23 protein-coding genes are annotated in these 24748 nt (G+C 49.2%); 19 read left to right on the top strand and 4 right to left on the bottom strand.

All coding sequences use genetic code 11. The features are described 5' to 3' along the window. The first annotated feature begins 2 nt into the window (after positions 1 to 2). Both KY494_RS20280 and KY494_RS20275 read left to right on the top strand, forming a co-directional pair. Positions 3 to 2831, top strand: coding sequence for a plasmid replication protein, CyRepA1 family (locus KY494_RS20280; RefSeq protein WP_219888013.1), 2829 nt, complete (start codon positions 3 to 5; stop codon positions 2829 to 2831). Between the two features lie 825 nt (positions 2832 to 3656). After that, positions 3657 to 4001: a hypothetical protein gene (locus KY494_RS20275; RefSeq protein ID WP_375143491.1), complete on the top strand. Its 345-nt coding sequence runs from the start codon at positions 3657 to 3659 to the stop codon at positions 3999 to 4001. A gap of 375 nt (positions 4002 to 4376) precedes the next feature. Here the strand turns inward: KY494_RS20275 and KY494_RS20270 are convergent, their stop codons facing one another. Continuing rightward, positions 4377 to 4589 carry a hypothetical protein gene (locus KY494_RS20270; protein WP_219888012.1) on the bottom strand — a complete coding sequence of 71 codons (213 nt, stop codon included), beginning with the start codon at positions 4587 to 4589 and terminating at the stop codon, positions 4377 to 4379. A gap of 346 nt (positions 4590 to 4935) precedes the next feature. Between KY494_RS20270 and KY494_RS20265 the strand changes: the two genes are divergently transcribed. The 6 genes from KY494_RS20265 (at position 4936) to KY494_RS29835 (ending at position 12164) form a co-directional block, all read left to right on the top strand. Then, the gene (locus tag KY494_RS20265; protein WP_219888011.1) at positions 4936 to 5301 is read left to right on the top strand and encodes a hypothetical protein; all 366 of its coding nucleotides are present in this window, start codon (positions 4936 to 4938) and stop codon (positions 5299 to 5301) included. Positions 5302 to 5445: 144 nt separating this feature from the next. Then, positions 5446 to 6426: a TraB/GumN family protein gene (locus KY494_RS20260; RefSeq protein ID WP_219888010.1), complete on the top strand. Its 981-nt coding sequence runs from the start codon at positions 5446 to 5448 to the stop codon at positions 6424 to 6426. 146 nt (positions 6427 to 6572) lie between these two features. Beyond that, a complete protein-coding gene (locus KY494_RS20255; protein WP_219888009.1) occupies positions 6573 to 7907 on the top strand; it encodes an HlyD family secretion protein in 1335 nt (444 codons plus the stop codon). Positions 7908 to 8083: 176 nt separating this feature from the next. Continuing rightward, positions 8084 to 10192 (top strand): peptidase domain-containing ABC transporter, encoded by a 2109-nt coding sequence (locus KY494_RS20250; RefSeq protein ID WP_219888008.1) that lies wholly within the window; start codon positions 8084 to 8086, stop codon positions 10190 to 10192. Between the two features lie 247 nt (positions 10193 to 10439). After that, the gene (locus KY494_RS20245; RefSeq protein ID WP_219888007.1) at positions 10440 to 10727 is read left to right on the top strand and encodes a hypothetical protein; all 288 of its coding nucleotides are present in this window, start codon (positions 10440 to 10442) and stop codon (positions 10725 to 10727) included. A 1149-nt stretch (positions 10728 to 11876) separates the two neighbouring features. Beyond that, the gene (locus KY494_RS29835) at positions 11877 to 12164 is read left to right on the top strand and encodes a hypothetical protein (RefSeq protein WP_375143490.1); all 288 of its coding nucleotides are present in this window, start codon (positions 11877 to 11879) and stop codon (positions 12162 to 12164) included. A 26-nt stretch (positions 12165 to 12190) separates the two neighbouring features. Here KY494_RS29835 and KY494_RS20235 read toward each other — a convergent pair whose 3' ends face one another. Continuing rightward, entirely contained in the window at positions 12191 to 13105 is a 915-nt protein-coding gene (locus KY494_RS20235; protein ID WP_219888006.1) for a GIY-YIG nuclease family protein, read from the bottom strand. 109 nt (positions 13106 to 13214) lie between these two features. Further along, positions 13215 to 13628: a DUF1249 domain-containing protein gene (locus KY494_RS20230; RefSeq protein ID WP_219888005.1), complete on the bottom strand. Its 414-nt coding sequence runs from the start codon at positions 13626 to 13628 to the stop codon at positions 13215 to 13217. Between the two features lie 370 nt (positions 13629 to 13998). Between KY494_RS20230 and KY494_RS20225 the strand changes: the two genes are divergently transcribed. The 11 genes from KY494_RS20225 (at position 13999) to KY494_RS30190 (ending at position 23902) form a co-directional block, all read left to right on the top strand. Further along, positions 13999 to 14205: a DUF3892 domain-containing protein gene (locus tag KY494_RS20225; RefSeq protein ID WP_219888004.1), complete on the top strand. Its 207-nt coding sequence runs from the start codon at positions 13999 to 14001 to the stop codon at positions 14203 to 14205. 208 nt (positions 14206 to 14413) lie between these two features. Then, positions 14414 to 14872, top strand: a complete 459-nt coding sequence (locus tag KY494_RS20220) for a hypothetical protein (RefSeq protein ID WP_219888003.1) — start codon at positions 14414 to 14416, stop codon at positions 14870 to 14872. Between the two features lie 477 nt (positions 14873 to 15349). Then, the gene (locus KY494_RS20215) at positions 15350 to 15751 is read left to right on the top strand and encodes a hypothetical protein (protein ID WP_219888002.1); all 402 of its coding nucleotides are present in this window, start codon (positions 15350 to 15352) and stop codon (positions 15749 to 15751) included. Between the two features lie 309 nt (positions 15752 to 16060). Beyond that, positions 16061 to 16417 (top strand): diacylglycerol kinase, encoded by a 357-nt coding sequence (locus tag KY494_RS20210; protein ID WP_219888001.1) that lies wholly within the window; start codon positions 16061 to 16063, stop codon positions 16415 to 16417. A gap of 270 nt (positions 16418 to 16687) precedes the next feature. After that, on the top strand, positions 16688 to 18106 hold the full coding sequence (locus tag KY494_RS20205) for a mannose-1-phosphate guanylyltransferase/mannose-6-phosphate isomerase (RefSeq protein ID WP_219888000.1): 1419 nt from the start codon (positions 16688 to 16690) through the stop codon (positions 18104 to 18106). A 173-nt stretch (positions 18107 to 18279) separates the two neighbouring features. Then, positions 18280 to 19647 carry an undecaprenyl-phosphate galactose phosphotransferase WbaP gene (wbaP, locus tag KY494_RS20200; RefSeq protein WP_219887999.1) on the top strand — a complete coding sequence of 456 codons (1368 nt, stop codon included), beginning with the start codon at positions 18280 to 18282 and terminating at the stop codon, positions 19645 to 19647. 54 nt (positions 19648 to 19701) lie between these two features. After that, positions 19702 to 20781, top strand: a complete 1080-nt coding sequence (gene rfbB, locus KY494_RS20195) for a dTDP-glucose 4,6-dehydratase (protein ID WP_219887998.1) — start codon at positions 19702 to 19704, stop codon at positions 20779 to 20781. Next, entirely contained in the window at positions 20781 to 21674 is an 894-nt protein-coding gene (gene rfbA / locus KY494_RS20190; RefSeq protein ID WP_219887997.1) for a glucose-1-phosphate thymidylyltransferase RfbA, read from the top strand. Before rfbB ends, rfbA begins: the two co-directional genes overlap by 1 nt. Positions 21675 to 21723: 49 nt before the next feature. Then, positions 21724 to 22269: a dTDP-4-dehydrorhamnose 3,5-epimerase gene (gene rfbC / locus KY494_RS20185; protein WP_219887996.1), complete on the top strand. Its 546-nt coding sequence runs from the start codon at positions 21724 to 21726 to the stop codon at positions 22267 to 22269. 40 nt (positions 22270 to 22309) lie between these two features. Next, positions 22310 to 23182: a dTDP-4-dehydrorhamnose reductase gene (gene rfbD, locus KY494_RS20180; RefSeq protein WP_219887995.1), complete on the top strand. Its 873-nt coding sequence runs from the start codon at positions 22310 to 22312 to the stop codon at positions 23180 to 23182. Between the two features lie 258 nt (positions 23183 to 23440). After that, positions 23441 to 23902 (top strand): DUF6444 domain-containing protein, encoded by a 462-nt coding sequence (locus KY494_RS30190; protein ID WP_375143375.1) that lies wholly within the window; start codon positions 23441 to 23443, stop codon positions 23900 to 23902. On the opposite strand, the gene KY494_RS20170 is transcribed toward KY494_RS30190, so the two are convergent. Further along, the gene (locus KY494_RS20170; RefSeq protein WP_219891670.1) at positions 23899 to 24726 is read right to left on the bottom strand and encodes an IS5 family transposase; all 828 of its coding nucleotides are present in this window, start codon (positions 24724 to 24726) and stop codon (positions 23899 to 23901) included. The two genes, KY494_RS30190 and KY494_RS20170, sit on opposite strands and share 4 nt — an antisense overlap. Positions 24727 to 24748 lie beyond the last annotated feature (22 nt).

The following is a 24748-nucleotide window of genomic DNA, read 5'->3' as shown; positions in this document are numbered from 1 at the left end:
ACATGAAAATTTCTATCAATGAAAAAATCGACTACAAGCCAGAAAGTGGTGACAAAACTGCTTTTTGGTCATTGACCAACGAGTTTAATAATGTAGACATTAGCATCGAAGAGTTTGCTCAGCATGTCAAAGTGGGGCACTCCTTTTGTGCGCCGCATGAAGGTAGCAGAAAATCGGAAAATTTCATTTGTGCAGAACATCTTGCCGTCGATATTGATAGTGGCATGACACTTTCTGATGCATTAGCACATGAATGGGTGACGAAATATGCTGCATTAGTTTATACAACTTGGAGTCATACTGAGACACATAACCGATTTCGCATAGTTTTTCAATTGAATCGTTTAATCACTGATGTTGAAGAAATGCGAGCTGCATTCATCGGTTTAATAAGGAAATTTGGTGGCGACCGAGCTTGCAAGGATGTGTGTCGAATATTTTTCGGCAACAAAGACGGTGAGCAATTTATGCTAGGCAACATTTTGCCTAACGAAATTTTGGACGATTTAATCGAAATCGGAAAAATTAAAAAAGTAAGTGCGGAATCAGGGGATGAGACAAACACTGGAACGAGCGCGACTCGGTCTAGTCGTCAGCTCGACGTTGATCACATGGTAAAAACTGCTGAGGGTAGTTTGGAGCAGGTAAGAACGTTGCTGCGGACTACGCGAGTACATTGCCCATTTCATATCGACAAACATCCGAGTGCATTCGTCACTGAATCTAGAAATAATATCAAAGGTGTACATTGTACAGTCTGCAACGAAACATTTTGGGAAAAAGAAATCTCACGGCGTCACTTACAAAACTTTGACTTCTATCAGTTAGATGCAGAACTGAATTCGATCGAGTATCACGAAGATCCTTCCAATATGTACGGGGACGATGCACCTGACGAATTTTTATCAAACGATGACCGCTCAATAAGATCAGGAAATGAAAAACGTTTGACCAATATTGAATTAACAGACGGAATTATTTTAGTGCGTAGCCCCAAGGGATCAGGCAAGTCGTTTCAGTTATCAAAAATCGTACAGCGATGTAAATTGCAAAAAAAATCAGTATTATTGATAGGCCATCGTCAATCATTAATCGCAGCACTCGCTGCTGATCTGGGACTGACATGCTACCTTGATAAGGAAGATGAATATGGTGAGCGAATTACTGTTTCAAAATATTATGCAATCTGTTTAGACAGCATTCCGAGAAAGCTTAATCTCAATTTACATAAATTTGACGTTATCATTATTGATGAATCCGAACAAGTATTTTCACACTTGACTGCCGATACGCTTAAGAGACAACGTCGTGAGTGTTTTCTTAAAACCGAAAGATACTTAAAAAACGCCACTACAGTGATAGCATGTGACGCTGATTTGAGCTACTTAACATTGTCAGTGATTGCTGCTGCACGAAACGGTGAAATGCCAAAAAGATTTTATGTTAACCGTCATAAACAAAGTGGTCGAGATATTGAGATTTACAATAGTGAAAACCAATTACTATCCGTATTGATTTCTTCAGTTAACACGGGTGGAAAATACTACGTGACATGCAACTCAAAAAAGAAGGCAGATCAGATTGCAAAAGCTATTGAAGACGCAGCGACGCGTGAAGTTAAAATTCAGTTGATAACAAAAGATAATTCTCAGAGCGAAGAAATAAGACACTTTGTTGCCAACATTAAAACTGAAATTACAAAATTTGATGTGGTGATTTCCTCACCATCTCTCGGCACAGGAATTGATATTACATTTCCTAATGATGAAGTTTTAATCGATGGAGTCTTTGGATTTTTCATGCCGCGTATCAATACACATTTCGATATCGATCAGCAACTCTGCCGTGTAAGACATCCCGGATTCGTAAAAATCTGGATTTCGCATGAACAGTTTTCGTTTGAAATTGAATCGGAGGTAATAAAAAGAAATATTGTCGAAAATGGATCATTTACAGATTTTTTAATTGGTTACGACGAAAACAATAATAAGATATATGATATGGATGACTCTTTGTTGTCACTACATGCAGAGGTACTCGCTTTAAGCCGTGCATCTAAAAATAGTATCAGAAAGCATTTTATCGATCTAAAGATTTATAACGGATGGAATGTCACGGAGGTGAAAACCGATACAAGAGAGACTCAAATAGGACTCGATGCTTTCAAAAAATCAAAAGAAGAAATTGCACGACTACGATGTGAAATGATATGCAATGCCGAAAAAATTACTGATAAAGAGGAAAAACGTTTAAAAAATTTGAGCAGTAGAACGGCACTCATGGAAGCGAAGATTGCTCGTTACTGGATTGAAAAATTTTACGGTGAAGATATCTCGCCAGCGCTAGTTGAATTGGACGATGAAACAAGATATCAATCAAAAGTAAGAATGATGGCCGCATACTTGAGCAATGATGACCAATCAATAAATCATGACAAATCTCAGCAGCAAAAATTCTCTGCAGACAGAAATCTTAATTTTACAAAGAAAATACTGTTGAAGGAATTATTTATTGCTGCCAAACTGTGCGACGTTGAAGGAAACTTCATTAAAGACAAACTTATTTGTAATGACGATTTAATCGAATTCAAGAAAATTTGTAACGCGAAGCGGGGAGATATCGAGACCATACTCGGGATCGATGTGCGAGCTGATTTGAATGAAAAGCCCATGACACAACTTGGTGTACTGTTAAATCTCCTTGGAATTTCGCGAAATAAACCAAAAAATCACGATGTAAATGGAAAACGTGTACGGTATCATAAAATTAATCAGTCTACACTTGAGGCAGTAATGAAATATGCTAAGAAGCAGTTACGTAAGCTCGAATAGATACTGATAATAAACTACGAAGCATTGTTCGTTGCCTCCTTACAGGAGGCAACGAACACCCTTTCACCCTGATTTGTGTGCCACACATCAGGGTGAAAGGGTGTTATTGGTATTAACCAATATTATTCCCGAAACATACTTCTATTAACCAATAAAATTTATCCTATGCTGGGTCAAGCGTATAACATATATTATTTTTTGTTAGTGATTGAATTAATCTGTTGTACGTAAATTTACGTGGTAGAGTTTCAAGTAGCCCAGTTACCATGCATGCGTATAACATATATAATTTTTTGTTAGTGATAGTATTAATCTGTTGTACATAGACTGCATCGTTTACTACCAAACTCTGTACCGGCCAATGTTCGGGACAACAGGTATTGATTTTTGTTAGTGACAGGAATGATGTGTTGTCCGGGCAACAGCCAGTTGTGGTAGGACAGGCACAATCAAAACATGGATTTTTGGAAGTTGCATATTTTACATCAATGGGTATGAGGCTATGAGGGCGGTTGCATCCGTTATAAGCCAGCAAAGCTTCTGACGTAGCTCTCGCAGCCCTGTATTCATGCGGGTCTTAAGCGGATAACCCAGCGGGTGTGATGGGAAATGAGGTGGCTGCCCACCGAAAATTGCTGTCACAGCGGATGTTGGCATCAATGGATCGTGACGAGGTGAACAGGTTTTGGCCTGCAAGCTGGTCGTTGCCTAGCCGGTGAAAATTGTTGATGGTAAAGGCTCCTTAAACAAGTGAGAACCTACATCATGAATGCAAAGATTACTTCAACCGAGCTGCCGAAGACAACGAACAGCCAGCAACCGGCAATGCCATCGAACGCTGCCATTACGGTGCAAACAACAACGGCTAGTTCGTCGCCCAGCGTGACTGGACCGATTAAAAACGCCGCTACGCCGATTTCAGCGACCCCGACGGCGGATACGACGGGAAGCGAAGGAAAACCCGATACCGGCGTGTCAACTACGCCCAAGGCCGAGAAGAAGCCGAAGGCGCCGACGAAGATGGAAATCGCATCCGTCATCTACGCGCGCATGTCGAAGCAAAAAGATATGACCCGCAAGCAGATCGTTGAACAGTTCGTAGCCGAAGCGAAGTTGAGCGCAGCGGGTGCCAGCACCTATTACCAACTGATCAAGGCGAAGTTAGGTTAAATGTTGAGCAGATGGCTAGCCTGCATGAACAGGCTAGTTTTTTCAAGATGAACAGGCACTCCTCGTGCTAAGAAATTTTAGTCGGCTGACGATACTACCTCCACCAGCAGCACATCATGCAGCAGCCTATCTGGCTGCTTGTTTTTTTTCTTCCAGCGAATTACTTGCTGCCAAACGATCCATAGCAATGACCATGCGGCAGATCGCATAGGCAGGCTGGTTGCCCATGAACCTACGTTTCCACATACATGTCCCGCCTTCCAGACACTGACTCACAGATTGGCTGAGCTTTTGTCGGCCAAATTCCGTGACCTTGATCTTATAGATTTTCGGAACGGAAGGTTTCAGAAATTACGCGATGCGCACCCTGTCCTGTCATGTCCGATGATCGTGCTGCTTTGCCCTTGACGGGCCGCGGCCATCAGCAATCATCTTCGTCAACCACTGCCCCAGGAAATTATTCAGCTCGGCTTTCGCAAGCGGGCTGAAAGCCATCACTTCAGGACAGAACACTTTTCGAGAACCGAAGCAATCGCAGTACGTCAGCACTCCAACGGTCCCGGCCATCAAATACACTTCGGTGGTCATATCCGGGTCAGGTAGGCTTATCTAAATACAAGTCAATCTGAATCGACATTTATCAGTGTTTCCATCGCATTGATCCACAACAGCATTTTACTCAGCCAGCATCAAACTAGTCGAGGTTTTTCGAGGCGCCCGTGAAGACGCCACAATAAATAGGATGGCGTGGAAAAACTCAATGCACTAGCATATTTTCCAGTAACAGACATTACGTTGATAGTGGTTTCATTTGAGAAACATGGACAATTTGTAATGTAGATTAAATATTTGACAGACAATACAAATTTTCGCAAAATAATAATGCCATTTAAATAATGGCAAGTTCATTTAATTTTTCGAAACGGAGTTAAAGATGCGCGTACTTAATTCGTCTGAAATGTTTGCTGTATCAGGTGGTACTCTCGAAATGGATGAGGAGTTCTGGGACAGTGGTGAAAGTTCCGGCGGCAGCGGTGACATGCAAGTGGTAACAATTACAGCAACTCAGGCGGATGTTCAAGCTGCGCGAGACGAATACGCAGCCGGAAATAACTTGGGGAACGCAATCGGAGCTATCGTCGGAGGCGCTGCTGGTATGGTTGTTCTCGCAGGTTGCGAGGCTGCAACGGCTGGTGTTGGGACGCCAGGTTGCGTCTATGTGGCAGGCGTAGCCGGAACCTATGTGGCGAGCACGGTCTCAGATGGTGCGAAAGCAACGTTTACATCTAACCCGCGCTAAAAAAATATTTCTCAGCCGCGCGGTTTATTCACATGGCCGCTCGGCTTCTATTTTTTCCGAAGTTGCTACATATTTGATCCGTAATTTATTTCATTATATTGAATAATAAGTCTAGTGATGCTTCAAAAAATATCATATTCCCTTATGAAAATCTGCATCACCATCAGAATCAAGTCAATTAAAAACATTCTCTGGGTAGTTATTTTGAAAAAAATCGCCAATTTTTGCATTGTTCTAGCATTACTAACTTTATACAATCTAAGTCAGGCACAACCAATTCCAAATTTCCCTATATTGAAAATTAGTAATGAAAATAGAAGTATCCTATTGGTCGGAAGTAATCATACAGCCCCATTGAACATATACGATCATTCAGCCGCGCAGACCCTAGCAGCTGCAAATTCATTGTGTTTAGAAGTATTACCAAGTGAACGCGAAGCTGCTATAAAAACTATGCGCGCCACCATGCTGAATAACACTGGTCGAACTCTAGTTCAACGGCACGGCCAGTCCGTCGCAGATGAAGTAACTGTTGCTTTATCATGGAACTCACTGCTCACTAACAGACTAAACAATCTTTCGGATCAGGCTTTGGGTACCCTTCTTTGGATAGTCCCCACGGTCGATCAGGATCATCCGCCAGCAACCATGCGCCCAGATTATTCTATCGATGCGAGCCTTCTTAATTTTGCCATGCAACACAATCTCAAATTGGGATCCATCGAGGATCTGGACGCAATAGAAAAATCCTCCTTAAACATAACGCAAGAAAAATGGTCAGATTATTTAAAAAAAAGTTTAGAACTATCAAAATGCAAAGAATGCCAACGTGAATTAGCAAAACACATGGCTCAACAGTATGTCCCTTCCGCAAACTATGAGGACGCATATAAAGAAGTACATGCAGCATTCGGATCAAATGAATCGCTTTTTAATTACTATGACGAGATTAACATACGTTCTCGGAATGTTGGCCTCGCTCAAAACATTTACACCCGGGCACTAAATCTCGGCGAGTGCGATGTCGTTGCTGTAGGCGCTACCCATCTTGGCGGACCGCACGGCATCGTAGCGCTACTAAAAAAAATTGGAGTAAAGGTATCATCACGGTATGTTGATAATTAACCGCAACCCTCGCCTCGTTAAATTATTTCGAAAACATAATAAATATTGGCTACGGAACATACTGGCAAAAAAAATAGTTCTATTTTTAAAGTTTTAAAATCACATATATCATCAAAAATAAAATACGGATAATTTCCTAAACTCTAATGAAATCAGCGTATAAGAACTCCAACCTGGAGCCGGAGAAGCCCTTATTTCGAAGCGAAATCATCGCGGCGCAGGGCAGCCGAGGACTTGGAGCGATACGGGTGGCGCAACCAATATCAGGATGGTTCATCGCTTGCATTGCGTTAGTTTTGACAGCAATACTCCTTTCATTCGTGACGTTAGGTAGTGTGACAAAAAAGGCCCGCGTCGCAGGCCTTACTGTGCCGAGTAGTGGAAGTTTAAGTATTCTCGCCCCGAATGCGGGCGTTCTAACGCGTAGTTTTGTCAAGGAAGGCGATCCGGTCAAGGCGGGGCAACCTCTCTTTGAGCTATCAACAGAACGTCAAGGCGGTGGAGGAGAAATCACAGAGTTGGTATCACAACAACTCGCGATTCGCCAACAGACTATAGAATCGGAGCGACGTGTTCGGATTTCTCAAACTGAGGAAAAACGCCACGCTATTGATGAACGAATTCAAAATCTTCGTGCCGAAACCATCCAACTTGAACAAGAAATCGGTTTGGCAAATCGACGAAAAAGCTTGGCACAAAAAACCGTCGACAATTATCAAACTTTGCAAAACAACGGCTTTGTTTCCTCGGCACAAATACAGCAGCGACAAGAGGAACTGATAGACATCGACTCCCACCTTTCCACACTGGTGAGAACTAGGGTGCAGCTGGAAGCCTCCCGTTTAAGTATGGAGGCTGATCGGAAAGCTTTGTCTAATTCTTTGAGCGCGGATTTAGCACAGTTTGAATCTTCGGCGGCGAACCTGAAACAAGAGATTGCGGAGAACCAAAATCGGAAAAAAAATCTGATCGTAGCCTCCTACGCAGGCACAGTCACAACGTTAGTTTATGAACAAGGACAGGCAGTTAATACCGGGCAAGCGTTGGCAACCCTCATACGCAATCCTAACAAAAGAAACCTCGGCGACGATTTGGAAGTGCACCTTTATACACCGAGTCGAACAGCTGGTTTTGTTGCCCCAGGTCAGATTGTCTTGCTGCGTTACCAGTCCTATCCTTATCAAAAGTTCGGGTTGCAGCGCGGCATGGTGACCGCAGTAAGTAAGACTCCATTCGCACCAAGCGAACTTCCGAACAATCTAGCAAGCACAATCCTTAGCAACGTGCAACAAAGCGCCATAGGAACGAATACCAGTGAGGCGCTTTATCGGGTCAAGGTGAAAATTGATAAACAGAGTATTACCGCCTATGGTCACGAGCAATTATTAAAACCTGGCATGACATTGGATGCGGATATTATTCAAGAGAACCGTAAGATATGGGAGTGGATTTTTGATCCTATTCTCGCCATCGTTAGATAAAAATCGTAAATTTGAGTGCGTTTAATAACTCAAAAATAGAATATTGCTCTGGAATTCTGTATCACTGTTCTGCCAAGAACGATAGGCGATTGCTTTTATCTACCATCTACAGTGCCGGTGTTTCATCAATTTTGATTTTTAAAAAATTATCTCAATAAAGTTTAGGCAAATAACACATGAAATTGGTTCTACAAAGCGAGTCGAGCGAATGCGGGTTGGCGTGCCTAGCTATGATCGCCAACCATTTCGGTCATTTCATAGAACTCTCGGAACTTAGGAGTCGATTTTCGATTAGCCTCAAGGGAGCCACGCTGCCCCAGATCATGCGTCATGCTGCTTCGATAAATATGACTGCACGACCATTGCGACTGGAAATTGAAGAGCTGCATAAGTTGCAACTACCTTGTATCCTACATTGGAATCTTAATCACTTTGTCGTACTGAAGGATATCAAGACCCGTCTCAATGGCAAGACCATAGTACGTTTGTTCGACCCAGCAGTCGGCGAGCGCAATTTGACGCTTGAGGAGGTATCGAAATATTTCACTGGAGTAGCCCTGGAATTGGCACCCAATACGGACTTCATAAGAAAACAAGAAAGCAAACGCATCGCCATTCAAGATCTTACTGGCAATATCATAGGATTGCGCCGGGCACTTGTTCAGATATTTTTGCTGGCGCTGACGCTGGAGATCTTTGCGATAGTCTCACCGCTATTCAATCAGTTTGTCGTGGATGAAGTAATCGTCAGTGGCGACACTGATTTGCTTAATGTTCTTGTGTTTGGATTCGGACTCCTACTGGTAACCCAGACGGCAATCGGACTGGCACGAAGTTGGTTCCTGATGCGGTGGAGCATAGATATTGGTTTTCAGTGGTCAACGCGGGTTTTTTCGCATTTGATCCGCCTTCCGGTTTCATTTTTTGAGAAGCGGCATTTAGGTGATATCGTTTCGCGTTTTGGTAGTATTTCAACGATTCAAAGTACGTTGACGAGCTTATTCGTCGAGAGTGTACTGGATGGTTTAATGGCGCTACTTGCGCTAGCAATGATGTTTGTTTATAGCTCTAAGCTCAGTTGGTTCGTACTGGTGGCAGTAACTTTATATGCTATGTTGCGATGGATATTCTATCAACCAATGCGCGAGGCATCTAGAGAACGGCTGATACTTTCATCGAAAGAAAATAGTTATTTTTTGGAAACAATACGTGCTATTACTCCCCTCAAGCTTTTCGGTCGAGAAGTAGAGCGTATATCGCGCTGGCAAAATCTAAAGCAGGATGTTATCAATCGCGATGTGAAGACTCAAAAATTAGGTATTGTTTTTAAAATCAGCAATATCGCAATTTCTGGAGTACAGAGCCTCACGATGTTCTACATCGGTGCAGGTCTAGTTATGAACCGATCCCTGTCAGTTGGCATGCTGATGGCTTTCACCAGCTATGCAGGCACGTTCTCTGGGCGCATATTTAGCTTGATAGATCTTTTCGTAAGCGTCAAGATGCTAGGCCTCCACATGGAAAGACTGTCCGATATCGTTCTCGAATCACCCGAAAAAGAGATTTATGCTGAGACGGATATAGACCGGGTTCAACCTAACATCACGCTCAAGAATATAAAATTTCGCTATGCCGAAGGCGAATCATGGGTGCTAAACGACATTAATCTACATATTCCAGCTGGACAGAGCATCGCCCTAGTGGGACCCAGCGGTTGTGGGAAAACAACGCTTTGTAAGATTATATTAGGACTGCTTAGTCCGACAGAGGGCGAGGTCTACATTGATGACATCCCCATTAATCAGCTTGGTCTACGTCGCTATCGTGAAATGATCGGCACCGTGATGCAAGACGATGTACTAATCTCGGGTTCGCTCTTCGATAATATCAGCTTTTTTGATTCTTCTAACAACATTCACAGAGTTGAACAAAGTGCTAAAATATCAGCAATCCACGATGAAATTATCAAGATGCCTATGGGATATCAGTCTTTGGTGGGCGATATGGGTAGCAGTTTATCCGGGGGGCAGAAACAGCGAGTCCTGCTTGCGAGAGCACTTTATAAACAGCCAAAGGTGCTTGCGCTAGATGAGGCGACAAGTCACCTCGATGCACAGAACGAATCGATAGTTAGTAATGCACTATCAAAGCTCAGCTTAACTCGTATCATCATTGCACATCGAGAGGAAACCATTCGCACGGCACAACGAGTAGTTGAGTTATCACACGGGAAAATTGTAGAGTTACAATCATTTGGTTCGCCATCGATAGAGGTAGCTGCGTAATCAGCTATCATTTACCATGCGAGTAGATCTCTTAAATTGGTTAAAATTAGTCAATCGAATATCCAATGTGACTCACTGCCCCATAAATAAAACTTGTTTTATTTAAATCTCTTATAAATTAATAGTTAAATAATTTAAACAACAACTCCAACTCATCCCATAAGATTAGTAAATTCATCATCCATTAGAAAATTTTCTCAAATCTTCTAAAAAGTAAATTTAATTATAAATTAATAGGAATATAATTTTGAAAAAACCTAAATATCACGATATTTCCTCAGATTTGTCAATAGTGACAAAAATAGATGACGCAAGAGAAAATATGCTTGGAAGCCAGAGCCGTGTACGTGCAGCGATCATTGCCATAGTCGCAGCAACATTGATATGTATGTTGATGGATATGCCACGTGGCACTGTTACGATATTAGGAGGGCTAACTGCTCTCACTTTATTCAACGCATACGAATGCTATGAACTCAGACGTCGAATAGATAAGGTAATTAATCTAATTGAGACAACAAGTCTTGAAAATTAAATCATCGATCTTTACTGCAGGATTAATCAAGCTTAGACACGCGCTGATCATATCGGAGCACAGGCGCGTCCATCGGATCTATCGCGAGTTCGAATTGAACTTGCGGATCACGCTGCGTCATCGTTTTGTGCGAGAAAAGCCGCTGACGGTGATCGTTTTGACATGTTCTACCATCAGCTCTACCAGCATGCGTACAGGCGCGCTCAAGCTCGCTTGATAGCAGTATACTAGTCCGATATCTCGATGAAAGGTGTGTGCCTCTAGGTCGACAACACGCACGGACGCCGGCCAGCGCCGGTGAGCCGCTTGTTGATTTGCCGCGATATCTGACCCACTTTGCCGCATAATTTGCACACGAAACTGATCCACGTTTAAGACACAATCCTACTCGCGACACTGAGTGGGGAATTGGAGTGATCGACGTGGCATTACTAGGCTTTATTCGACGCAGGCACATTCGCGACCAGATCCCATTGAGATAGGTAGCCAGGCGTTTGGGTATCTTCAGAAACATCGTCCGGCGCTACCTGCGCTCGGAAACCATAGAGCCCGCCTACGCTGAACGACGCTCCAGCCGCGCCATCGATAAATAACCGTTCCAACTTTCAGCGTTCCTCAAGACTGAGGCGGCCAAGTCACGCAAGCAGCGGCGCACACTGAAGCAGATCCATGAGAACTTGAAGGAATTGGGGTTCAAGGGGTCTTACGACAGGGTCGCGGCGTTCGCGAGGGTGTGGCGGGAGGGTCAAACTGAGAGGGTCAATCCTGCCAGCAAACGAACACATAGCACATAAGCGTTCAAAGCTTCTAACGTAGCTCTCGCAGCCCTGCATTCATGCGGGTTTTAAGCGGATACCCCAGCGGGTGTGATGGGAAATGAGGTGGCTGCCCACCGAAAATTGCTATCACGCGTATGTTGGCATCAGTGGATTGCGACAAGGTGAACAGGTTTTGACCTGCAAGTTGATCGTTGCCTAGCCGGTGAAAACTGTTGATGGTAAAGGCTCCTTAAAACACGCGAAAGCCTACATCATGAATGCGAAGATTACTTCAACCGAGCTGCCGAAGACAACGAACGACCACAAACCGGCAATTCCATCTAACGCGACAACTACGCCGCAAACCGCTGTGGCCGGTGCATCGCCCAACGTGACTGGACCGATTAAAAACGCCGCTACGCCGATTTCATCGACGCCGACGGCGGATACGACGGGGAGCGAAGGAAAACCCGATACAGGCGTGTCAACTACGCCCAAGGCCGAGAAGAAGCCGAAGGCGCCGACGAAGATGGAAATCGCATCCGCCATCTACGTGCGCATGTCGAAGCAAAAAGATATGACCCGTAAGCAGATCGTTGAACAGTTCGTAGCCGAAGCGAAGTTGAGCGCAGCGGGTGCCAGTACCTACTACCAACTGATCAAGGCGAAGCTGGGTTGATCAAACGATTCTCGACGAGACACAGGTTAGATAAGGTCAAGGCCGCTTTCGAAATATTGCTTGAAGGTCGTGCCGTCATCCAGCTTCCAGTTGTCTCGTCCGTTGATCGAGTATCCGGTGACGATTCCCGCCGCTTGCGATGGAGTCTTGAACATATGGTCGCGTCTAAAGATCAACTTCTCGTTTAAGCTCTCCAGCACTCCAGATGCAATCATCATCTGTCTCAGTGCGACAGCCCCGCCGGTTAGACTCGAAGCTGGCTTCAGGGCCGCATCTGAGCCTTCCAAGACGACCATGCCCTCTTCCGTCCAAACAGCTTTGGCGTGTAGGCCGCTAACCCTAAGATGAAAAACGGAAGACGGCTCAAGAACCTTGGCTGCTGGCGTAGGGGTATGCTTATCCAGAGCAGTGTTTTGTGGGTCTATAACGTTTCTGCGGATGACAAGGGGATCTAGCAGGCGATGCCCCAGGACTCCAAGAAGCGTCTTTGCAAAAGCCAAAAACTCCTCCATCGCATCCCGATCAGCTCTTGGTAAAGCTGGAAGCGCTGGTGTCTGATTATTCTCCAGCTGATAGCGGTTTGCTTCACCTGCCATCACGACCAGGCGCGCTTCCAAATAGCGTACATGAGCTTTCGTAAGGTTTTCGTCTTTGCTGCTGAAACTCACCAGCTCCGACCAAAACTCTTTCCCTGACAGGTGGCTGTGCAAGCGATCAGCGAGCACTTCAGCTTCGCCGATATATGCGATTTCGGCCCCAGTCTCGTCATTCACACCGAACAAAATATAAACCCCGGGACGTTGGACCTCGGGCCACTCGCGTAATTCGCTAAAAAGCGAGCGAGGACATGCAAGAGCCTGCCCGGTCCAGTTTGCTATTTCGGCGTGACGAATGCCAGCTACCGTGTCGTTTGGAAGATAGATCCTTATGCTTTTTCCCATTTATCTGCCCTAGCTTGAAGTGCTAGAACAATAGCAGAACACGGGGCTGCGGTTCCATGGAAAACGCATCCGTAGGTCATCGATAAACATCACACTACAGCAACGATCGCTACGTAGCGTTTTCCCTTCGTTCAGATTTCGGCTGGCTTCGCCCTTCAGCAATCATCTTCGTCAGCCACTGATCAAGGAAATTGTTCAGCTCTGCTTTTGCCATTGGGCTGAAGGCCATCAATTCTGGGCAAAACACTTTGCGAGAGCCGAAGCAATCAATGTACGTCAGCGCGCCAACGGTCTCCGCCAGCGGAAACACTTCGATGGTCATATCAGGGTCAGGTATCGCTGCACCATGCAGTCGCTGGAGGTAGTGGCTCATACGGAGCACCAAACGATGCTTGTGGTGTTCGATCACGTCCACATGCACATCGGTGTGACCGAACGCGATGAGTTTGGCTGGCCCATTCATCTCATGCAGGCTGGGGAGAAGTTGCAACAACTTGATGTAATTTTTCTGGTAGAGGTCCATGTTGGTTCCGTGTCATTTTCGATACGGGAACCATCCATGCAAAACGGTAACCGGGCAACGCAGTCGTACAATAAAAATAAAATTTAATGCAATGCATACAAACCAAAAGATGCAATATTAACAATAATCTGTGCGTCATCAATCTAGCTAGTTGAATCGAAAGTCAGAAGCGGCCATTTCGTGTGGCTAACGCTCCAACGCAGCGATTAGCACTGTCGTGACAATGTGTGGATATTCGAATCCGTAAATTCGATATTGTTACTACCTGCGGCGGCACTGGCCACCGGCTCGCTTAGCACAGCTAAAATTCGTCATGGCAGCCATCCTGTATGCGTTCTCTGCAAAATGAACTTCACCAATGGAGAAAAATATGTCAAAAATCAAAGGGAACAACGACGGCCCAAACGGCCGGAACGAGACCTATCAAATCGGTTCACGTAAAGAGGTCACCAGAGCAGAGGCTGTGAAGGAGGTGAAAGCAGGAAAGCACCCCGATAGTCATGTTGTCAAAATAAACGGTAGTGAATACGTCCGAGACAACCCAGATGATTCGAAAAAAGACAATGTAAACCGGTGAGTAGCTGCACTGATTAGGGCGTTTTCGGACGATACTGTGCCAGCTGGCTGCCCCTGTCCAGAGGCGGACGCTCAGACAGATGTTTCTATTGCGGATCGCATCTCGAACTTGAGCACGCCATCATCCCTTACATTCGAAGCAACTACAATCAGGAGTTCACCATGTCTGCATACATAGGCGTCCTCATTACTTCAGCACAAGGCCAAGTATGACTTTCGATCTTGCTTCAGCGCTTCCTCTCATCACTCCCAAGGCAATTGCATGGGCGGAGCAGCGCGCATCGGAAATACTTGACGCTGGTGAGCCACTTACAGAGCAAGGCATGACGCTTGCGCGGCGGGTTGGAGTAGCTACCCCCGAGAAGATTCGACTGTTGTTCGTTACACACCTACCGTTGCCAATTGATCCAATTCTTAGCCAAGCCGCGTTGCAAACTGGACTACTCGGCCCAAATATGATCGGCCTTACGCTGGGCTATGGCATCTACATTTGCAATGGTCACAACTCTCCGCGACTGCTTTCACACGAATGCCGCCACGTCCACCAGTACGAGCAAGCCGGATCAATCGCTGCATACCTGCCACGATATCTTCAACAAATCGCTCAATTCGGCTATACACACGCCCCATACGAAGTAGATGCCCGCGCACACGAAGCAGCCGCCTAGACATTTTTTCACGCCGGTTCGCTTGGGGAGCAAGCCTAGCATCATACCGAGTCATTCTCGGTGAGGTTAGCTCCCTTAACGCGCCAACCTGGCATTTATTGCAACTTCGTCAGGATTCGTTGCAACAAAGACACATCAGCAGCTTTTTCGACTCGATGTGGGGTCGAAAATGTGATGGCGCGTAACTTGTTGATTAAGGTGGTGTTTTGGTGTGATCGCAGACTCATGCGCTTCAGAGCCGCATGAGTAGTGGCTCTTGACGAGGTGGAGGGGCTTGGGAAGCTTCTGCTCTACCATTGAGCTACACCCGCGAAGCCTGCATTTTACGCGGGATGGCAAGGACTTGGCAAACTTGTGGATCGCTTTCGAATTCATCAGGAATTCTCGCAATATTTCACAAAAAAACATAGACTGCTGTATCTGCACGGTGCCGTTCTTGTTGATTCATAGCAACATCTCGGCAACGAGACACTATGAATGGTCTGGTATGCAGCTAAAATAGAACAAATTATTATCGGTATGGACTGTGCAGGCAGACTGTCCAGAGAAATGTTGCTACAATCGTGTGACAGTTTAGCATTCCCGCTGTTCAACCTAAAAGGATATCCCATGAAGAAAATTCTGATCGCTTCGGCAATCCTGTGCTTCGCTTCCGCACAAGCCATGGCTCAAACGACGGCACCAGTTGGTGGAGCACCTGTTCCAGCAGCAGCAGCACCAGCTGCTGGTACTGCTGCTGCTGGCGCTGCTGCCGGCGCCACTGTTGCCGGCCTGAGCGTCAGCACCTTGATCGCCATCGGCGCAGCAGTTGCCGTTGTGGCCGGTGCAGCAAGCTCGGACTCGACCACCGCACACACCACCCCAAGCCACGCCAAGTAATCTGTCGATGCCTTTGGCTGAGACAGACAAGGCCAAGCCAGCGGGCTGATGTCAAGCCGCACAACGCTGGCCTGGTCTCACGAGAAGCTGGCCTTGTCATACGCAGCGCCACTTCCTCGATAAAAGCCCTTTTTCATTTTCTTGAAAACGGGCTTTTTATTTTTCGTCAATGACGCGCGCGCTGTTTACGCCAGTCTTTCCTATACCTGATGCCTGCTTCTCTCCATGTGCGAGCGATACGCATCTGTTTTCAGAAAAAGCACCGAACCGTCAGGGACATGAGATTCCCCGGCCAATCCTATAAAGCTAATGAAAAACCAGCCTTTCCATATGCGCATGGGATTTGCCCTGCAAGGCTTGAGCGCCGCCTTCCGCATGGAATCGAGCTTCCGGCTGCAATGCCTTGCCGCCCTCATTGTCGTGATCGTGCTCGCCTGGAGCAAGCCGGCAATGATCTGGTGGGCACTGCTGCTACTCAACTGTGGCCTGGTGCTGGCAGCTGAACTGTTCAATACGGCGTTTGAACATTTGATTGATCACCTGCATCCTGGCCTGCACCCCAACATCAAGATCGCCAAGGACTGTGCAGCAGCGGCTGTGCTCATCCTCAGCATGAGTGCCGCCTGCATTTTTGTTGCTTTTTTGCTGGAAACGCTTTCCCGTTGAGTAGTTATAGCTGCCAAGCAAATTACAATGCATGGGTCGCCAAGGCACCTCGCTGTCAACGTCAACATTCGAGACGGTGAGAAGAAACACGTAGATTCCTATAATTCATTAAAATAATACCTTTTTGAAATATTTTATCTTTACCAATACTGATTTTTGCACGCCTTGCGCATGCATGAAAATTGCGTAAAACAATAATCGCTTTTTGCGAGCGACTAACGACTCAGTTCCCATTTGGCGAAGCTGTTTTAATTTTGAATTGATGCGTAGATGAACATTCCCCTTGTACCAGTGATTCTTTGTGGTGGTTCCGGCACACGCTTGTGGCCCCTGTCGCGCGAAGGCTACCCTAAACAGTTTTTGCGTTTGTCCGGCGAGACCAGCATGTTGCAGCAAACGCTGCAACGGCTGGCCGGTATCGAGGCCTTGGCGCCGGCTTTGCTGGTATGCAATGAATCGTCGCGTTTCATTGTTGCGGAACAGTTACGTGAGATAGGCCTGAACAATGCCCGCATGGTGCTTGAACCGATGCGCCGCAATACGGCGCCGGCCATTGCCACTGCGGCGCTGCAAGCCATGGAAAACGACGACGACCCCATCCTGTTGGTCCTTCCTTCCGATCATGTCATTTTGGATACTCCAGCGTTCCACCGCGCCATCAGCCTGGCGCGCGATGCTGCAGAGCAAGGCAACTTGCTCACCTTCGGCATTACCCCGACCGGACCGGAGACAGGCTACGGCTACATCCGCGCCGAGGGTGGCGCAGTTGGTCAGGTTCAGCGTATTGTCGAATTCGTCGAGAAGCCAGCACTGGTGCTGGCAGAACAATATATTGCCAGCGGCGATTATTTCTGGAACAGTGGAATGTTTGTATTCCGCGCCAGCCGTTACCTGGAAGAACTTGAACGCTTTCAGCCTGCCGTCGTCGCGGCGTGCAGGGAAGCGCTGGCCAAGGCGAAAAGCGACCTCGATTTCATCCGCCTGGACCACGATGCCTACGCCGCCAGTCCCGATATCGCCGTCGATTACGCCGTCATGGAGCGCACCAGCCATGCGGCCACCATCGCGCTCGACGCCGGCTGGAACGATATCGGCTCGTGGAAAGCCGTACTCGACGTGGCAAAAAAAGACGCCAACAACAATAGCGCCCAAGGTGATGTATTGATGCAGGATTGCAATGATTGCCTGGTGCATGGGAATAGCCGCCTGGTGACCGCCATCGGCATGCGCAATACCGTCATCGTGGAAACGGCGGATGCCGTGCTGGTCATGGATGCGGATCAGGCGCAACATACCAAGACCCTGGTGGCGCAGTTGATTGCCAAGGACCGTGCTGAAGCGACCATGCACCGCGAAGTGTTCCGACCGTGGGGATCGTACGACTCCATCGGCAACGGCGAGCGCTTCCAGGTCAAGCGCATCACAGTCAAGCCGGGCGCCAAACTGTCGCTGCAAATGCACCATCACCGCGCCGAGCACTGGATCGTGGTATCCGGCACCGCCCAGATCACCAATGGTGACAAGGAATATCTGCTGACTGAAAACCAGTCCACCTATATCCCCCTGGGCGTCGTCCATTCTCTGGCCAATCCAGGCAAGCTACCGCTGGAATTGATTGAAATTCAATCGGGTAGCTACCTTGGGGAAGACGATATCGTCCGCTTTGAAGACCGCTACGGCCGCGTTTAAACGAGCCGATCGCAGTGATTTCCACTGCGATGCATCAAGTCATCCACACTGCAGTTTATAAGGTTGAGCAAGTCATCATGAAACCCATCGAAGGTATATTTCTACAAGAGCTAAAATGGTATTGCAGTAACCAAGCGGAAAAATACTTTCTGACTTTTGCCGATGCGCTCGCCATGTTCGCCGCATTCTGGCTCGCTGGGAAATGGACCCTCGATACCAGCGACTTGAACAGCTTCGGGCTGGATAGTTCGCGCCTGCTCAGCTATAGCCTGCTATCCCTGGTCACTCTGGCAATCTTCAAGCTGAAGGGTCATCATGCCAAACGTCGTCCATACTCGAATGAAATCAAGGAACTCCTGAAGGTCGCCATGGTCATGGGCCTGATCGATGCGGCTCTGGTCTTCCTCGACAAGCGTGACTCCTCGCGCGAAGCACTATTGGCCACCTGGCTGCTGGTGCCATGCTTTGTCTTGCTGCTGCGCGGCATCGTCAAGTACCTGCTGATGAAATCGGGCGGCTGGATACGCCCCATGGTCATCATCGGATGGGGCGACAATGCCTTGCAAACAGCGCGGGCCTTCGATGAGGAAGCGTTGATGGGCTATCGCCTGATTGCCTTCCTGATACCGGAAGGCCAGGGCCGCCTGGAACAGCATTATGTGAACCGCAGCAAACAAGCGGTACCCTGCATCCCGCTGGGCGAACATCCGGAGCAAACGCTCAAGCTGCTGGGCAATCCGCATACGGTTGTCGCCCTGGAGCAAGGTGGCATTGACGCCTATCAGGGCATGATCCAGCAAGTCAGCCGTTGCGTTGCCAATATGCAAGTGGTACCTGCCGTACGCGGCCTGCCCCTGTATGGCATGGAGGTCAACCATTTCTTTACACATGAGGTGCTGCTGCTGACCATGCGCAACAACCTGGCGCGACCAGGTTTGCAACTGATCAAGCGCTGCTTTGACCTGACGACGTCGATCGCCGTGATGATCGTCGGCGCTCCCATCCTGCTGTGGATCGCCGCCAAGGTGATGGCCTCTGGCCGCCCCATCTTCTATGGCCACAAACGCGTCGGCCAGAATGGCAAGCATTTCCTCTGCTATAAATTTCGCACCATGGCCGTGAATGCCGATATGTTGTTGAAAGAATTACTGGAACGCGACCCGGTCGCCCGTGCCGAATGGGACCGTGATTTCAAACTGAAAAACGACCCGCGCATCACCTCGATAGGCCACTTCCTGCGCCGGACCAGCCTGGATGAATTGCCGCAGCTATGGAACGTACTGAAAGGCGAAATGAGCCTGGTCGGACCGCGTCCCGTGGTCGATGCGGAACTGGAGCGATATGGCCCCCAAGTAGACTATTACCTGGAAGCCAAACCCGGTGTCACGGGTCTATGGCAAGTGAGTGGCAGGAACGATGTCAGCTACGATACGCGCGTCTATCTCGACGCCTGGTATGTCAAGAATTGGTCCCTGTTCAATGACATCGTCATTTTGCTGAAAACGGTCAAAGTCATCTTCAAGAAAGATGGCGCGTATTAACAAAAATACAGCCAAAAAATTAAATAATTTGCAAGGCAAGAAAAGGATAAGAGCATGATTTTAGTGACCGGCGGCGCCGGCTTCATCGGTTCAAATTTTGTACGCGATTGGCTGGCACTCAACGATGAGCCCGTCATCAACCTCGACAAACTGACCTACGCAGGCAACCTCAGCAATCTGGCCAGCCTGGAGCAAGACCCGCGGCATATTTTTGTACGTGGAGACATTTGCGATACCGCCCATATCTCGCGCCTGTTGGCAGAACACCAGCCACGCGCCATCGTGCATTTTGCGGCGGAAAGCCATGTCGACCGCTCGATCCATAGCCCCGGCGAATTCATTGCGACCAACGTCAACGGCACTTTCAGCTTGCTCGAAGCCGCGCGCGCCTATTGGTCCGGCCTGACGGGCGAGGCCAAGGACGGTTTCCGTTTCCTGCACGTCTCGACCGATGAAGTCTATGGCACCCTGGGTCCGCAAGATCCGCCATTCACCGAAACGACGCCGTATGCGCCAAACAGCCCCTATTCGGCATCGAAAGCAGCCTCCGACCATCTGGTACGCGCCTATTTCCATACGTATGGCATGCCAGTACTGACGACAAACTGCTCGAACAACTATGGCTCTTTCCATTTCCCGGAAAAACTGATTCCCCTCATCATCAGCAACGCCCGTGCCGGTAAACCCTTGCCGATCTATGGCGACGGCATGCAAGTGCGCGACTGGCTGTATGTGGGCGACCATTGCGCGGCGATTCGTCGCGTGCTGGAAGCGGGACGTCTGGGCGAGGTCTACAACGTGGGCGGTTGGAATGAAATGGCCAATCTGGAAGTCGTGCATACCCTGTGCGACATCCTCGATACGCTGGATCCGAAAGCGTCCGGCAGCTATCGCGAACAAATCACCTATGTACAGGATCGCCCCGGTCACGACCGCCGCTACGCCATCGATGCACGCAAGATCGAGCGCGAACTGGGCTGGAAGCCGGCAGAAACCTTTGCCACGGGCATACGCAAGACGGTGCAGTGGTACCTGGACAACCAGGCCTGGGTACGCGACGTGCAGTCGGGCGACTACCTGACGTGGGTAGAAAAAAACTATGCGGCACGCGATGCGGCAAAGGAAGCAATCTGATGAGCGCAGCGATCGAACGCAAAGGCATCATCCTGGCCGGTGGTTCCGGCACGCGCCTGTACCCCGTCACCATGGCCGTATCAAAGCAGCTGCTGCCCGTGTATGACAAGCCGATGATTTACTATCCGCTGACCACTCTGATGCTGGCCGGCATACGTGACATCCTGATCATTTCCACGCCACAAGATACGCCACGCTTCCAGGAATTGCTCGGTGATGGCAGCCAGTGGGGTATCAGCCTGACCTATGCCGTGCAGCCCAGCCCGGATGGCTTGGCACAGGCGTTCATTATTGGCAAAGAGTTTGTCGGCGATGCGCCATCGGCCCTGATTCTGGGCGACAACATCTATTACGGCCATGACTTTGAAACGCAGTTACGCGAAGCCTCGGAACGTACCAGCGGCTCGACCGTATTTGCCTACCATGTCACCGATCCGGAACGCTATGGCGTGGTCGACTTCGACGCACAGCGGCGCGCCGTCAGCATCGAAGAAAAACCGCTCAAGCCAAAATCGAACTACGCCGTCACCGGCCTGTATTTCTATGACAGCCAGGTGTGCGATATTGCCGCCGGCATCGCTCCGTCACCACGTGGCGAGCTGGAAATCACAGATGTCAACCGCACTTATCTGGAGCGCGGCCAGTTGAACGTTCAACTGATGGGGCGCGGCATGGCCTGGCTCGATACTGGCACGCATGAATCGTTGCTGGAAGCCGGACAGTTCATTGCCACCATCGAAAATCGCCAAGGTTTGAAAGTTGCCTGCCCGGAGGAAATCGCCTACCGCAAAGGATATATCGACAGCGCCAAACTGGAACAACTGGCCCTGCCGTTGAAGAAGAACGCCTATGGTCAATATCTGTTGCGTTTGCTCAACGAAAAGATATTCTGAGATGCGTCGCGCTTCGCTTTCTACCTAATTGATACGATGCCGAAATACCATGCAGATCCAGACCACAGCCATTCCTGACGTGCTGATACTCGAACCGACCGTGTTCGGTGACGACCGCGGCTTTTTCTATGAAAGCTTTAACCAGAAGCGATTTGCCGAACTGACCGGCGTTACCCGACCTTTCGTGCAGGACAATCATTCCAAGTCGGCCAAGGGCGTCTTGCGCGGCCTGCATTATCAGATCCAGCAGCCACAAGGAAAATTGGTACGCGTCACCGCCGGCGCAGTGTTCGACGTCGTCGTTGACCTGCGCAAAAGCTCGCCGACGTTCAGCCACTGGGTTGGCGTAGTCCTGTCGGCCGCCAACAAACGCCAGCTATGGATACCTGAAGGTTTCGCCCACGGCTTCGTGGTGACCAGCGACAGCGCAGAGTCCCTGTACAAGACCACCGACTATTGGGCGCCGGAGTTCGAGCGCAGCATCCTGTGGAATGACCCGGCGATCGGCATCGACTGGCCGCTGGACGGCGAACCGCTACTGTCGGGCAAGGACAAGGTCGGCACATTGCTGGCCAATGCCGACGTCTTCGCCTGAGCACTGCAACACCGCCGCGCCAACATTCACGGTAACACATATGAGCCGTATCTTAATTACAGGAAAAACCGGCCAGGTCGGCCACGAACTGGAACGCAGCCTGCAAGGTCTGGGAGAGATCATCGCGCTAGACCGCAGCCAGATGAACCTGGCCGATCTGGATCAGGTACGCGACGTGATCCGCAGCATCAAACCGACCCTGATCGTCAATCCGGCGGCCTACACCGCTGTCGATAAGGCCGAGAGCGAGCCTGAACTGGCGCTACGCATCAATGGCGAAGCACCGGGCGTGATGGCGGAAGAGGCAAAAAAGCTGGGCGCCGCGATGATCCATTACAGCACCGACTACGTGTTCGACGGCTCGAAAGATGGTCCCTACGTTGAAACCGATCCGACCTGCCCGATCAATGTCTACGGCAGCAGCAAGCTGGCCGGCGAACAGGCGATCCAAGCCAGCGGCATCGCACACTTGATCTTGCGTACCAGCTGGGTCTATAGCACGCACGGCAAGAACTTTCTGTTGACCATGCTGCACCTGGCAAAGGAGCGCGAAGAACTAAGTATCGTATCCGATCAGTTCGGCGCACCGACGTGGAGCCGCACCATTGCCGATACCACGGCGCATATCGTGGTGCAAAGCCTGGTGGCAAGCGACCAGCAAGCATGGTGGCAGGCACGCTCCGGTCTGTATCATTTGACGGCGCAAGGAAGGACCAGCTGGTTCGGTTTTACCGAAGCGATCATGGCCCATGCATCAGTGCATAAGAAACCACGTTTGAATGCGATAGAGACCAAAACCTATCCGCAGCCGGCGCAACGTCCCACCAATTCAATGCTGTCCTCACAACTCCTGGTAGATACTTTTTGCGCTCTGCCTCAATGGCAGGAAGCCTTGAAACTGTGCCAGGACTGAACCGGGCTACAATTTAAAGCGATTTCAAATAATCACGATCTGAGAAATCGACCTCATGAAGAATCAAAAGGCCAAGAAGGTGAAGTGCCCGACAAAGTGGTATTTCAGGGTGTACTTAAGTCATTAACGAAATGGGGCAGACTATCGCCTGTATGACTGTTCGGGTTATTTAATTGTAAGAATAAACATTGGCTCTCGGTTCATGAGAGTGTCGATTCCAAAAAACTGTTTTCATCCGACCGTTCCACTCTCTCGCAAATGCAGAATGATAGCCAGATGCCGACGCTGCTTGAGCTTCTGGACGCGCTCGAATCGAAGGTGAACAAGGACAGCCACAAGTCAAGCAAGCGGCCGTCGTCGGATGGCCCGATCAAGAAGACACGCTCCCTACGTGAGCCTTCAGGCAAGATAGCCGGTGGTCAAACCGAGCACAAAGGAACATTGCTTCGCCAGATCGAGCGGCCCGCACAAGTCATCCAGCATCGCCTGCCTTCAGTACGATCACTGCTGCCAAGCTCTGCCCCATGGCGATGCCTGGTCGCGGAACGGTGCAATGTGTTCGAGGTGCCGATGGCATCGTGCCAGGCCATCGAGCACCGCACATGGACTTTGCACCGTGCCGAACAGCGCATACCAGCACATTTCTGGCCGACGTGGCCGAGGCGGTGCAATACGGCCCGTGTCAAGACCAGCCTGCTCAGAGACGGTTTAATAACTTAGCGGAAATTTAGTCGATGCAGCAGCAACGATCCCATGGCCAGATAGATCATGTTTTCCGACACGTCAATGCGCTGTTCGTAGTCGCGCACCAGACGCCGGTAACGCATCAGCCATGCGAACGTTCGCTCGACCACCCAGCGCCTTGGCTGAACAGCGAAACCTTGCTGCCCCTGCAGACGGCGCACGACTTCCACAGTAAAGTCGAGAAACGCGGCCTTGTCCATCAACTGTCTGCGGTCGTATGCCGCATCCCCAAACAGATGCTTCACCCACGGCCAGCGTTTGATCAATCCATCGAGCACCATCTGCGCGCCAGTGGAGTCGGCAATGTCGGCTGGCGTCAGGTTTATCGCCAGCAAGCGACCATCCGTGTCGACCGCAATGTGGCGTTTGCGCCCGCTGAGTTTCTTGTTGGCGTCATAACCTCGCGTTCGCGCGCCGGGTGCTTTCACGCTCTGGCTATCGACAACACCGGCACTCGGCAGCACCTCCCGCTCATTGCACAAGCGATCCAGCATCAGCGCCAAGTCATGAATGGTGCGAAACAGCATGCGCCGCATCAGGCGCCGAAACCAGTAATAGACCGTCTGATACGGCGGGAAATCATTGGGCAGCATGCGCCACTCGCATCCGGACCGCACCATGTAACGCAGCGCATTGATCACTGCGCGCAAGTCCGTCTTGCGAGGTCTTCCCGTCTTCGCTTGCCGTGGCAGCAGCGGCGCGATCAGGCGCCACTCTTCATCTTTCACATCTGTGGGATAGCCACGTTTGAGTGCCGTCCTCACCTGCTGATGCCGGCTTCGATTCTCTTGCGTCCACATCATCAATCGCTCCAAAACATCA

The organism is Janthinobacterium sp. PAMC25594, assembly GCF_019443505.1.
Lineage (GTDB): Bacteria > Pseudomonadota > Gammaproteobacteria > Burkholderiales > Burkholderiaceae_D > Janthinobacterium.
The sequence above is the reverse complement of the archived record's forward strand: the minus strand, read 5'-3'. Positions and strand labels throughout refer to the sequence as shown.